Source organism: Nostoc sp. CHAB 5836 (genome assembly GCF_020829445.1).
In the GTDB taxonomy this organism is placed as follows: Bacteria; Cyanobacteriota; Cyanobacteriia; order Cyanobacteriales; family Nostocaceae; genus Nostoc.
This window is the reverse complement of the sequence record NZ_JAIVFV010000033.1, coordinates 1-13,253: the sequence shown is the minus strand read 5'-3', so window position 1 is coordinate 13,253 and position 13,253 is coordinate 1. Positions and strand designations below refer to the sequence as shown.

The following is a 13,253-nucleotide window of genomic DNA, read 5'->3' as shown; positions in this document are numbered from 1 at the left end:
AAATTTGTAGCGAATTCTCTGCGAACCTTTGCGCTTCCCTTTGCGCCCCTTTGCGTTTAAATTTCAACCCTCAATTGGCCACGATTTTATGCAAAGCTATACTAAATTAGTTTTGAGGGTTTATAGTCAGCACAAAGCCTGCTTAGGAAATAAGGACTTCAGTCCTGATTACGGGGAGCATCCTAATGCAAGCTTAAATCTTTTCCCTCACCCGCAGCCCCTCTCCCATTTTTGGGAGAGGGGAGACATAATTCTAGTTCCCCGACGAATCCCAAACATGGGATTCGGGGTTAGGGGATGAGGGCTATCAAGGGAATGGCACATTTGGGATGCTCCCTTACAAAGAACTTGCTTACCCATCAATTTCAACTTGCCAGATGTCTAGAAGTGGTAGGCAAGTTGCTTATTTTTAGGGGTGTAAGACCTTTCGCCCCTACATTCGCACAGCGTCCCGCAGGGATGGGATGTTTTTTTACTGAAAGTCTCTAATTGGTAGTTTTTCGTTTTTTCTCTATGTTATAAGAAATGTCAAAACTTGATGTATTACCCATCAAATAGTATTGAATTCGACGTCCGATAATATTTTTAAATCGCGAAATAAAATCAGAAAAAAATCTTGGGTTTTTGATGATTTCTGTCAATGCAGTTAACCATTTTCCTTGTTTTATAGGCTCTACAACTTGAAAGTAAGCTAGATTTTTCTTCGAGACTGCAAGATTATAAGATAAAGCACGCATTAAAGCTGGATTTTTTTTTACAATCTCTTGTTGGATGAAAGAATTAGTAGCATTGCAGTATTGATTTAGACGTGGTACTTGGCTTTGATGTACAAGAGACCCAGGTCGTGAGTAGTAGAAATAATAAGGTTTTGGTTCCAGAAAAAAGCGGGCTCCTTTGATTAAGCATTTCATATCAAGCCAAAAATCTTGACCCATCCTGATGTCTTCATCGTACTCAATGCCGTGCTTAAGCAGAAATTCTCGTTTGAACAGAGGCTTGCTTAAACCAAGATGCAACCCTGGTTGTGCATAGACATCAGTTTCTACAAAATAAACGATATCAATTGGGATAATTTTTTCTATAGGTTTTCCACTTTCTTGAATCAATGTACTCCAAGGAGATGTTGCACGATCTTTGATCAAATAAAGATCATCAGCAATCATGTCTGCATTCACTTCATTTGCCAGAGATACAAGCTTTTCCAATCTTTCGGGAGCATACCAATCATCTGAATCAAGTACAGCAATCCATTCTCCTTGGGCTACTCTGAGGGCACGATTACGTGCAGCAGCAGATCCAAGATTTTGTTCATTAACTATGACTTTGAGACGTTGATCAGTGAAACTTTTAGCGACTTCTACAGTTTGATCACTTGAACCATCATCGACTACGATAACTTCAATATCACGGAGCGTTTGGTATAAGGCTGACTCTATTGCCTTGGCAATATAAGCTTCAGTATTGTAAGCAGGGATAATGACAGAGACTTTAGGATTCACAAAACTGAACTCCTGACTACTGACTACATGATTAGGTAAAAATGCTAAAACCCCGACCATAATTTGATCATTTCTTATTTACTATACAACTCAGTAGGTAGACGAGATCAACGAGTATTCTTTAAGGTTAAGCATGAGACATTAAACCTTGGGTAACCAGTGCCTTGTCAGAGTTGTTTGAGCGAGGGCTTTCGGCCTATAAGCCTGAGACAGTACTGCCTTTGAGCTGACTGACCAGCCAAAATATTACTATATATCTAGTATATATCTTCTGAAATTCGTGTAGATTTCAAACCCACTACAAGGCTGGCGATCGCCTAGTACCCAGTAACGCTCTACAACAGGATCTAAGTAGGTTGGCGCAAATAAAGCTAACTGGCTAAGGCTGTCATTTGTCCTTTGTCATTGGTCATTAGTAAAGGTTTTAAGCTTATTTACGTTTCGTAACATACTTGATTTTTTTCGCACCAACGTACTTAGAGCAATGGAGCCTTCGCTTAATTGAAGCGTATTGCTTTATAAATGACCTCTCAATACCGACCTTGGTAAATTTCTCCCAAAAGCACTTCTTGAGACGCTCCAGTCGCAGTAGGTAGGTTCCCAGGAATACCCAAATGTCGCCAGTAGGCTAAAACTGCAAAAGCGATCGCTTCTTTAAAATCTGCACTCAAGCCGACTTCATCTGTAGTCAAGACAGGCACTGATGCCAACAAAAACTCTAATCGACCTTTCAAATAGAGATTGCGACTACCACCGCCACATAATAGTACCCTCTGTGGCATTTCCGGCAAAAAAGTGCGGTAACTGTGAACAATTGAAGCAGCTGTGAGTTCCGTAAGAGTTGCCAGTACATCGGCAGCATTGAGTTGATATCCTTGGGCATCTTTTAAACACTGATGCAGATAAGTCACGCCGAATAACTCTCGACCAGTAGATTTGGGCGGCGGCAAATGAAAGTAGTCTTGGTTGAGCCATTGTTCTACTAATGGATCGCAAGGAGTACCACTCGCTGCCCAATTGCCATCTTCATCGTAAGTTTTAGCACCAGCGCTCAAATGCTCCACCGCTAGATCCAACAGACTATTTCCTGGGCCGGTATCCCAAGCGCGAATTTTTGAGAGCCAGTCGCCACGCCGAGGCGGAATATACGCAACATTACCAATACCACCAATGTTTTGAATACAACGCCCTTCTTGGGGATGACTGAGTAAATAGGCATCTACTCTGGGTACGAGAGGCGCACCATGGCCACCAATAGCGATATCAGCAACACGGAAGTTGCTGACAGTTGTGATGCCAGTAAGATGAGCAATTAATGCACCGTGTCCTAGTTGTAGGCTGTAACCTAGTGGGGAACGGGGAGTGGTTTTCTTTTCTATTCCCCTATTAGCAGGTGGCCGATGATAAACCGTCTGACCGTGGGAGCCAATGAGAGTGGCTGGCTGATGACCAATTTGAATATTTTGGGCGGCTTGAGCAAAGACAACGGCGATCGCATCATCTATTTCTGCCAATTCTGCCATTGAGATGGCAACGCCTGCACCAACTGCCAATATTTTTTGTCTGAGTTCGGCTGGATAGGGATATATTGCCCCGGCGATCAACTCAATTTTGAGATCCAATTCTCTGCCGGAAATCTCTACCAACGCAGCGTCTATGCCATCTACGGATGTGCCACTAATTAAACCGATAACGCGAGTAGGGACAGCAGCTTCTTCGGTCGGATGCATCGATAAAGATTCTTTTGTTGGTTGCAAGAGGTAGTTTAATTGATGTTACTACCCATGTCAAACAACCTCTTAATTAATCCTTAATAATGACAACCTCCCAAGATACAAATTCTTAATATAGATGGTCTAACTTTACAGCTTTTTTATCTTCAGATAAAGAACAGATAATCTATCTACTTTTTTGCCAAGTGAAACTACTTATTTAGCTTCGATAAGCTAGCAAATTCTTTGCCAAATATATGGATTGGACACCAATACAAATCCAGTAATTTCATGGTGTTATTTTTTCTAGCAGACATCACATAATGAATTCAAATCGCACCCCAAATTAATCAAAAAATAAAACTACAAAATATCAACATTATGTCTGTTCAAAAAATTGCTTATATCGCTGCTCTATCTTTATCTGCAATCTCCTCATTTATCTGTGCAGGTTCTGCCCAGGCTATTTCTTTGAAAGTAAGTACTGGCATTGCAGGCCCTAATGGAGAAACTAACCAAGGTGCTTTTTCTGAGTTTACTCAGCTTGAGGGTACGAGAACTATTGACTTCAATAATGGTCAAGCACCAACGACTGGTTTCGCTAAGTACTCATTTGAAACTGGTCAAAACAGCAGTGTTAGATCTGACCAATGGGCACCTGCTGGTGCAAAGGGTGAAGTCAATAGTACTAAATATCTAGGAGTTTTTAACGGTGATCAAGTCACAATCAACCTTGACAATTACCTCAATTATTTCGGTATTGACTGGGGAGCTATCAGTAACAATAACACCTTCTCCTTTTACAATGGCAATACTTTGATTAAATCATTTACAACTCAGGATGTTAACCCAGTTGCACCAATTAAGGCTTCACAGCACGGTGGTGAAGGCAATGGCTACCTTCACTTCTACTCAGATAGCAGCAACGATATTTTCAACAAGATTGTCATCTCCCAAGCAACCACAAATGGTGGTGGATTTGAAAGCGACAACCATTCTTTCCGTTTAGGAACTGGCAGATTTACAGGTTTTGACCCTAAGTCTGTTCCTGAACCTAGTGTTATCTTGGGTATGCTGGCTGTAGGTGGTATGTTTCTTTGCAAGCGCAAGAACGAGAAATTGCAAAGCGTTAGCCAATCTGATTCGTAAGCTGGATTTAAAAACTTCCGACGACAATTTAATATTAAATACAAATTAGGGCGAGCTTACTTAGGTAAACTCGCCCTAATCCTTTTGCAATTGTAGGACTTATGCAATAATTCTCTGAAACTCTTAGTACAATATAGGACTACTATTTGATTTCTGAACAGATACGTAGGGTGCGTTAGCGTTTCGCGTAACGCACCGAATCCTTAAGAATGGTGCCGTACTTTCTGCGCTAACGCACCCTACAAATACTTAATGTTGTTCAAAAATCAAACCGGATTCCTATATTTCATAAATTCGTAGCGAATTCTCTTTGCGTTCCTACCCTACGGGAAGGCGAAGCGCCTATGCGCTTCCCTTTGCGCCCCTCTGCGTTTAAATTTCAACCCTCAATTCGCCACGATTTTATGCTGCATCTGTACTTAGGACTTAGGCAATAACTCTCTAAAACCTTATTCCTTTGCGTCCAACTCTTACGAGAGGCACTCGCGTTTGCGTCCTTCTCCCAGGGGGAGACGCACTCGCGTTTGCGGTTCGTTTTTTCATGATTTTGCGTAAGTCCTGAATTGATGATCAGATTTTCTCCTAGGGACAACGCAACCCATAGTAAGCTTTCAGAGTAAGACTGACACAAAGCCCACATCCTAAGAATCGATATGATAGAAAAGTAGATAAAACTTAAAAAATATTTATCGAATGGTGCTTCAATCATCTGGCTTGTCCAAGGTCAAAGACTCAGTAACACAAAAACTCTTCTTGGGTAATGAACCCAATGCAGAATTAATTGCAATTCTCACCGTTTACTTTGTCCAAGGAATTTTAGGGCTATCACGTCTGGCCGTGAGCTTTTTCCTCAAAGATGAACTACTGCTGAGTCCAGTTCAGGTGTCGGCGCTATTGGGAATTGTCTTCCTACCTTGGATGATCAAGCCGGTGTTTGGTTTTATCTCTGATGGCTTGCCTATATTTGGCTATCGTCGGCGTCCTTACTTGATTTTATCTGGGATACTGGGAACTGCTTCCTGGGTCAGCTTGGCCACAATAGTTCATACTAGCTGGGCAGCGATCTTAGCGATCGCTCTTGGTTCTCTTAGTGTCGCCATGAGTGATGTCATCGTTGACTCGCTGGTTGTGGAACGAGTCAGAGGCGAATCGCAAGCTAAAGCCGGTTCACTACAATCTCTGTGTTGGGGTGCTTCTGCGATCGGAGGTTTAATAACAGCATACTTTAGCGGTCTGCTGCTTCAATACTTTACTACCCGTACTGTCTTTGGAATTACTGCCTTATTTCCTCTCATCGTTTCAGGGGTAGCTTGGTTAATTGCTGAGTCCCCCGTTAGCAAAGATGCTCAAGATAGTAATCAGACCAACTCTTTACCAATCAAACATCAACTGGGGCAGCTACGCCAAGCCATTACCCAAAAAACAATTTGGCTACCAACGGCGTTTATCTTCATCTGGCAAGCTACCCCAAATGCGGACTCAGCCTTTTTCTACTTCGCTACCAACGAACTACACTTTGAACCCGAATTTTTGGGGCGCGTACACTTGGTGACAAGTTTCGCTTCTTTGGCAGGTGTTTGGATTTTTCAACGTTTCCTCAAAAGCATCCCTTTTCGGGTGATTTTTGTTTGGAGTACCGTCCTTTCGTCAATTTTAGGAATGACGGTGCTGTTGTTAGTGACTCACACAAACAGGCTCTTGGGTATAGATGACCATTGGTTTAGTTTGGGTGATAGCCTTATTCTCACTGTCATGGGGAAAATTGCCTTTATGCAAGTGATGGTTCTAGCAGCAAGGCTTTGTCCCTCTGGTGTGGGAGCGACATTATTTGCCTTGTTAATGTCGGTGTTTAATTCAGCAGCAACCGTTTCTCATGCATTGGGGGCATTAATCACCTATTGGCTGGGGATCACCGCAACGAACTTTGAGTCACTTTGGCTGTTGGTGGTAATTACTAACCTTAGTACGCTGTTACCCCTACCATTTGTCAACTGGCTACCGGCTGCGAATGAGCAAACTGAGACACCGAAAGATGGGGAACAAGGGTTTTTGCCAGATTTGATGTCTGAGTTGGTACTGAGAGAAGCAGAGTCGGAAAAAAATTCTTTTTAGCAACTAGATATTTTTGCACAAGGTAACAATAAATAACAAAGTATATGCAGAGCTTTAAAAATCAAGAGAGCTTAGTTACAGAAAAATCCTACACTCGTGAAGACTGGCAAGAAGGATATCAATCTCTCACCCAAGAGTTTGATTATTGGATTGATGATATAGAAGGGGAAATTCCCAAAGAATTAGAAGGTACGCTGTTTAGAAATGGCCCTGGTTTGTTGGATGTGAATGGACAATTGATTCATCACCCATTTGATGGGGATGGGATGATTAGTAAAATTACCTTTACCAACGGTCGCGCTCATTTCCGCAACCGCTTTGTCCACACAACTGGCTATTTGGCAGAGCAAAAGGCAGGAAAAATCCTCTATCGTGGTACTTTTGGTACTCAAAAACCTGGCGGTTGGCTAGCTAATATCTTTGACTTCAAACTCAAAAATATTGCTAATACAAATGTTATCTATTGGGGTGGTAAACTGCTAGCACTGTGGGAAGCGGCTGAAGCACATCGCCTTGATCCCTACACTCTTGAAACCTTGGGTAAAGAGTATTTTAATGGTGTTTTGTCAACAGGTGAAGCTTTCGCTGCACATCCCCGCTTGGAAAAGAATTGTGAAGAAGATGGGGGCGCACCTTGTCTGGTAAATTTCTCGATTAAGCCAGGATTATCTACCACCATTAATATTTTCGAGCTAAATCCTGCGGGCGAAATTGTCAGACAGCACGCTCATATTATTCGAGGTTTCTGTTTTATCCACGATTTTGTCATTACTCCCAATTACTGTATCTTCTTTCAAAATCCTGTCACCTTCAATCCCATACCTTTTGTTTTGGGAATACGTGCGGCGGGAGAATGTATCAAATTTCAACCAAATCAGCCTACTCAAATTATAATTATTCCCCGCTTCCCCAAAGAAGGGCAAGAAAAAATCAAAGTTTTGGAAACTCACTCTGGTTTTGTCTTCCACCACGTTAATGCTTTTGAGGTAGGAGAAGAAGTTTTGATTGACTCCATTTGCTACCAAAATTTCCCAGAAGTGGAACCTCAAAGCGATTTTCGGCAAAGTGATTTTGAGGCGTTTTCACCTGGGCAACTCTGGCGATTTTATCTGAATCTAAAGGATGGGACAGTCCGCCGGGAATTGATTGATGGTCGTTGTTGCGAATTTTCCAGTATACATCCAGCGAATGTGGGACGCTCTTATCGATATCTATATATGGGTGCGGCTCATGCAGAAACTGGTAATGCTCCTTTACAAGCATTGCTGAAAATTGATTTAGAGTCTGGAGAAAGACAACTTTGGAGTGTTGCACCCCGTGGTTTTGTGGGTGAACCGATTTTTGTCCCGCGCCCAGATTGTGAGAAGGAAGATGATGGTTGGGTATTAGCTTTGGTTTATGATGCTGCTGATCACCGCTCAGATTTGGTAATTTTGGATGCTAGTGATTTCTCTAAAGGAGCAATTTCACGGCTACATCTGAAGCATCATATCCCCTATGGTTTGCATGGGAGCTTTACTTCTGAGGTTTTTGGGGAAATTTGATTTCTTTAGGACTTACGCAAAATAATGAAAAAACGAACCGCATAGACGCAAAGCAGCTTCCCGCAGGGTAGGGCGCATTCGCGAGTGCGTCTCGTAAGAGAAGGACACAAAGGAATAAGAGTTTCAGAGAGTTATTGCGTAAGTCCTACATTTTTTCGCTGGCAATAATATGCAAATCAATATTTTTGAGCAAGCGTACCAATTTTTGCGTCAAAGATCCTTTGAGGAGCATTTGCCAGCGCGTTAGCAAAGCGCCTCCAAAGGAGGTTCGCTGACTCTCTCCAATCACAATTTGGGTGATGCGATATTTCTCGGCAACTTCAGCGATCGCATTGGCAATGTTACTGTTGCTAACACGAAGAAAAGTACCTTCAAATTCTTTGCAAAGTTTCTCACAAGTGTGGATGTGTAAGCTTTCCTCTTTGGTGAGGAAGCGTTGTGGATCGGCAACGAACAAGGTATAAAGCGGCGCGTTCATATAGTTAGCCAGCCTCGCACCTCGGCGTAACAGCTGCACTGAGTTGGGATAGGTGGATACACATACTAAAACCCGCTCGTGAATATTACAAAATTGCCCGTTGGGAGTGGAGGCGATCGCATTTTCTTCCACGTTGTCTGCTACTTCCCGCAAAGCTAACTCCCGTAAAGCAATCAGGTTACGGCGTTGGAAAAAATTATTGAGGGATTGTTGGATTTTTTGGGGTGCATAAATCTTGCCTTCTAATAACCGTTCTTGCAAGGTTTCTGGTGTAACATCTACTATCACTATTTCATCTGCTTCATCCAGAATTCTGTCAGGAACACGCTCACGTACTACCACACCTGTAATTCTGGCTACTAGATCATTAAGACTTTCCAAATGTTGGACATTCATTGTGGAATAGACATCAATGCCTGATGCCAAAACTATTTCGACATCTTCGTAGCGTTTTTCGCGTGGGGAACCAGGGACGTTGGTATGGGCAAGTTCATCGATTAAGACTAATTGGGGCGTAGACGCATTCGCAAAGCTTCCCGTAGAGAAGCGGCTTGTCGCCAGACATCGCTTTAAAATAGCATCTGTATCCATTTCCGTTAGTATCAACTCACCCCGATGATATTGCTTGCGGGGTAAAATCTCCAGTCCCTCTGCCTTCTCAGCCGTATCCTTGCGTCCGTGGGTTTCCAAAAGCCCAATAATAACATCAATTCCTTCATGTTTGAGTGCGTGTCCCTCTTCCAGCATCCGGTAGGTTTTGCCTACTCCAGGAGCCATGCCAATAAATATTTTATGCTTGCCCCGTCTTCGTGCCGGATAAAGGGAGTCGCTTGCAGAATTGAGAGGTGCAGTGCCAGCCGAATTAGTATTACTATTATCTGACATTTTAAAATCGGGAGTGGGGATTAACAATTCAAAATTCAAAATTCAAGACATTTTCCGACGGGGATTTCAATCCAGGGCTATTTCATTCTCATCTAGCCCGCCTCAGAATGAATTCTGAGTCTAAGTAGAGCGACGCAAATAAAGCTAACTGGCTAAGACTGTCATTTGTCCTTTGTCATTTATAACGGTTTAAGGTGTATTTACGTTTCGTAATATAGTTTGGTTTATTCTTGCCGACTTACTTAGTCTCAGTGGGCTAGTCAAACACGTAAGATTTGTTTCTTACAAGCCCCATCCCTCTTTAGGGTGGGGTTATTGACCCTTTGTTGTGCTTGTGTAGCGTGCCCTTTGTTCTCACTTTATTTATGCTGTCTCTTGCACGAATATTTTAAAACATCCTCTTCTGATTCACGCAGAGGCACAGAAAGTAATGAAAAAGTTATCTATTTGTTCCTAACTCCCCACTCCCCATTTATTAATTTTGCTGACGATTAATATCTTGTAAGTCTAGAGCATAATTCAATCGGAGAACATTGACTCCCGGTTCGCCAAAAATCCATAAAAATCTACCATCAGTATACTTATTAATTAAACGTAGGATTTCATCTTCCTTTACTCCACGGGCGTCAGCAACCCGCGATAATTGCTGCCGTGCTGCTTTGAAGGAAATATGTGGATCTAAACCGGAAGCAGAAGTATAAATTATATCAGCTATCGGTTGAAGATTTTCGTCTCGCAATTGATTTGCCTGTTCTAGAATCCGCTTTAGTAGCTCTGGATTGCTCGCAGCGAGATTGCTGGCTCCAGATATGCCCGTTGGCTTGGCTTTTTTTCCTTGGCTATATCTAATAGTACTGGGACGAGGATGAAAATATCGCTCAGATGTGAATACCTGACCAATCAAAGCCGAACCAATTGGTTGATTATTTAGATTCTGCATGATGCTGCCATTAGCTTGATAGGGCAAAAAAACTTGACCCACTACAAGGATTACCAGAGGATAGATAATTGCAGTCAACAACCAAAGCATCAGAGTTATGAAAATTGCTCTGATGGTTTCTCGAATAATAGCCATAAAAATTTTCCAATTGCTGCTAATATTTTATTTTTAATTTTTAATTCTTTTACCCAAGCAGAATGACGTTCCAGGATGCTGTTAGCAACAGCATAAAAACTGGAGGAACTAACACATTCAAGCACGTGTTTCTACCTTAAGCTAAACCCACAACTGTAATCAGTATATCTATCAACTTAATGGCAATAAACGGTGCAATCACCCCACCTAAGCCATAAATTAAGATATTGCGTTGGAGTAGCTGATTAGCTGTTAGTGGTCTAAACTGCACACCCTTCAATGCCAACGGAATCAAAGCGGGAATAATCAAAGCATTATAAATCAGCGCTGATAGTACAGCAGATTTAGGGCTAGTCAAATTCATAATATTCAGACTTTGGAGGTTCGCAGCGACAAATATCACTGGGATAATTGCAAAGTACTTAGCAATATCATTAGCGATGGAAAATGTCGTCAATGCCCCGCGAGTAATCAACAATTGTTTGCCAATGCTAATGATATCGATCAGCTTGGTGGGATCGGAATCTAAATCGACCATGTTGGCGGCTTCTTTGGCAGCTTGCGTCCCTGTATTCATTGCAACGCCGACGTTAGCTTGGGCTAATGCTGGAGCATCGTTAGTTCCATCTCCGGTCATAGCAACCAGCTTACCTGCTGCTTGTTCCTTTTTAATGACGCTGATTTTGTCTTCTGGTGTGGCTTCGGCAATGAAGTCATCAACCCCAGCTTCTTTGGCAATCACAGAGGCTGTAATCCCGTTGTCTCCAGTTAACATGATGGTATGTACTCCCATCCGTCGCAGTTGCTCAAAGCGATCGCGGATACCAGGTTTCACAATATCTTTGAGATAAACAATCCCATAGATTTCGTTATCTAGGCTGACTGCTAGGGGTGTACCTCCCAGGCGAGAAATTCGTTCGTAGACAGCATCCAATTCTCCCGTATCGCGTCCATTGCGCGAACGGACAAATCCTTTAATGGCTTCTACTGCTCCCTTTCTAGCCTCATGTCCACCAGGTAAGTTAGTACCACTCATCCGTGTTTTGGCCGAAAAACTGACCCCTTCTGCGTAGTTGGGGTCGAAATCAAACCGTGCTACCAACTTTTCCGCCAGTCGGACAATGGATTTACCTTCTGGTGTATCGTCAAAGACACTAGCCGCCCAAGCAACATGAGCAATTTCTGACATTGAATGACCGTTGATGGGGATAAACTCTTCCGCCAAACGGTTACCGAGGGTTATTGTACCTGTCTTGTCGAGAACTAAAGTGTTGACATCACCACAGGCTTCGACTGCTCGTCCTGAAGTAGCAATGACGTTAAATTGGGCAACTCGATCCATACCAGCAATGCCGATGGTACTTAGTAAGCCGCCAATGGTTGTAGGAATTAAGGCTACTAATAGGGCAATCAAAACTGGGATGCTGACTGGACTGTTGACATAGTAAGCAAGTGGAGGCAGAGTTACTACGACTAACAAAAATACTAAGCTTAGAACTGCCAGCAATACCGTTAGGGCAATTTCATTGGGTGTTTTACTGCGTTCTGCCCCTTCTACCAAAGCAATCATCCGGTCAATGAAACCTTTGCCAGGGTCAGATGTGATGCGGATAATTAGTTCATCTGAGATAATCCGCGTCCCACCAGTGACGGAACTGGCAACGTCGGAGCCTGATTCTTTTAATACTGGTGCGGATTCCCCAGTAATTGCCGATTCATCCACCGAGGCCACACCCATAATTACTTCGCCATCGGCGGGGATAATATCGCCAGCAACTACGTAGATGGTATCGCCCTGTTTGAGGGCCGTGGATGAAACTTCACTCAGTGTGCCATCGGGGGCAAGTTTTTTAGCGATCGCCTCTAACTTGGTTGCTCGCAAGGCATCAGCTTGAGCTTTACCCCGTCCTTCTGCCACTGCTTCGGCAAAATTGGCAAACCAAACTGTAAAGAATAAAATCCCCGACAACAAGCCGTTGAAAGGTTGTGGGTTCTTTTGGAGAGCTGGGCCAAATAGGTTGGGATCAATCGTGAGCAATAGGGTAATGATTGTCCCTACCCAAACCACAAACATCACTGGATTTTTGATTGCATACTTAGGGTTCAGCTTGACAAAAGCATCTTTAATTGCCCTTAAGTACAGCCACTTATTACTTCTTGCCCTGGTCTTTTTACGTCCTTGGCGGCGATCGCCAGAACGAGAATTTGGGCGTCTAGCTTTAGAGTTAGTTGCCACTTGATTTATAAATGAAGTTAGGAGTTAGGAGTTAGGAGTTAGGAGTTAGGAGTTTGGAGTTAGGAGTTAGAAGTAGCGCTCTGTAGGGCAGGGCTATTTCATTCTCATCTAGCCCGCCTCAGAATAAATTTACCTCTCTTATAGCGAAAGTCGTCTCAAGACGACTGAGAAAAGCTTATAGTCCGTTAAAACGTACTTTAGCCATAAGAGAGGAACTTCAGTTCCGGGTGGTTTATGTCTAGTAGGACTTACGCAACAACTCTCTGAAACTCTTATTCCTTTGTGTCCTTTGCGCCCTTTGCGGTTCGTTTTTTTTCATTATTTTGCGTAAGTCCTATCTAGAATGAAATAGCCCTGGTCTGTAGGGTGCGTTACGCGATCGCTAACACACCCGACAAAACCTACGAAACGGGATAATTTATTTTTTAGTATTCTCTTTAACTTATCGCGGAAGTCCCCACCCTCAATGTACTCATAGGGTGGGGATAGGGAGCGGGGGATGAGGATTGCATCTGGAATTGATTTCTTGCCTATCTTGAACAAATACCAGATGTATGACGAAT

Annotated in this window: 8 protein-coding genes; 3 read left to right on the top strand and 5 right to left on the bottom strand. The window is 42.9% G+C overall.

Translation table 11 applies throughout. The features are described 5' to 3' along the window. Positions 1-485 precede the first annotated feature (485 nt). Entirely contained in the window at positions 486-1,499 is a 1,014-nt protein-coding gene (locus LC605_RS09490; RefSeq protein WP_229547311.1) for a glycosyltransferase family 2 protein, read from the bottom strand. Positions 1,500-2,029: 530 nt separating this feature from the next. Beyond that, complete coding sequence (locus LC605_RS09485) at positions 2,030-3,229, bottom strand: anhydro-N-acetylmuramic acid kinase (protein ID WP_229547339.1); 1,200 nt, start codon at positions 3,227-3,229, stop codon at positions 2,030-2,032. 363 nt (positions 3,230-3,592) lie between these two features. Between LC605_RS09485 and LC605_RS09480 the strand changes: the two genes are divergently transcribed. From LC605_RS09480 to LC605_RS09470, 3 genes are all read left to right on the top strand, one after another. Further along, on the top strand, positions 3,593-4,360 hold the full coding sequence (locus LC605_RS09480) for a PEP-CTERM sorting domain-containing protein (RefSeq protein WP_229547310.1): 768 nt from the start codon (positions 3,593-3,595) through the stop codon (positions 4,358-4,360). A gap of 693 nt (positions 4,361-5,053) precedes the next feature. After that, positions 5,054-6,472: a folate/biopterin family MFS transporter gene (locus LC605_RS09475; RefSeq protein WP_229547309.1), complete on the top strand. Its 1,419-nt coding sequence runs from the start codon at positions 5,054-5,056 to the stop codon at positions 6,470-6,472. Positions 6,473-6,516: 44 nt separating this feature from the next. After that, positions 6,517-8,016 carry a carotenoid oxygenase family protein gene (locus LC605_RS09470; RefSeq protein WP_229547308.1) on the top strand — a complete coding sequence of 500 codons (1,500 nt, stop codon included), beginning with the start codon at positions 6,517-6,519 and terminating at the stop codon, positions 8,014-8,016. Between the two features lie 145 nt (positions 8,017-8,161). On the opposite strand, the gene LC605_RS09465 is transcribed toward LC605_RS09470, so the two are convergent. The 3 genes from LC605_RS09465 to kdpB form a co-directional block, all read right to left on the bottom strand. Beyond that, on the bottom strand, positions 8,162-9,379 hold the full coding sequence (locus LC605_RS09465; RefSeq protein WP_229547307.1) for a universal stress protein: 1,218 nt from the start codon (positions 9,377-9,379) through the stop codon (positions 8,162-8,164). A gap of 475 nt (positions 9,380-9,854) precedes the next feature. After that, positions 9,855-10,454: a K(+)-transporting ATPase subunit C gene (gene kdpC, locus LC605_RS09460; RefSeq protein ID WP_229547306.1), complete on the bottom strand. Its 600-nt coding sequence runs from the start codon at positions 10,452-10,454 to the stop codon at positions 9,855-9,857. A gap of 136 nt (positions 10,455-10,590) precedes the next feature. Beyond that, complete coding sequence (gene kdpB, locus LC605_RS09455) at positions 10,591-12,699, bottom strand: potassium-transporting ATPase subunit KdpB (protein ID WP_229547338.1); 2,109 nt, start codon at positions 12,697-12,699, stop codon at positions 10,591-10,593. Positions 12,700-13,253 lie beyond the last annotated feature (554 nt).

Coding starts and splice junctions, on each gene's coding strand:
- LC605_RS09465 (WP_229547307.1), bottom strand. CDS start 9,379: ATGTCAGATAATAGTAATACTAATTCGGCTGGCACTGCACCTCTCAAT.
- LC605_RS09475 (WP_229547309.1), top strand. CDS start 5,054: ATGGTGCTTCAATCATCTGGCTTGTCCAAGGTCAAAGACTCAGTAACA.
- LC605_RS09470 (WP_229547308.1), top strand. CDS start 6,517: ATGCAGAGCTTTAAAAATCAAGAGAGCTTAGTTACAGAAAAATCCTAC.
- kdpC (WP_229547306.1), bottom strand. CDS start 10,454: ATGGCTATTATTCGAGAAACCATCAGAGCAATTTTCATAACTCTGATG.
- LC605_RS09480 (WP_229547310.1), top strand. CDS start 3,593: ATGTCTGTTCAAAAAATTGCTTATATCGCTGCTCTATCTTTATCTGCA.
- LC605_RS09485 (WP_229547339.1), bottom strand. CDS start 3,229: ATGCATCCGACCGAAGAAGCTGCTGTCCCTACTCGCGTTATCGGTTTA.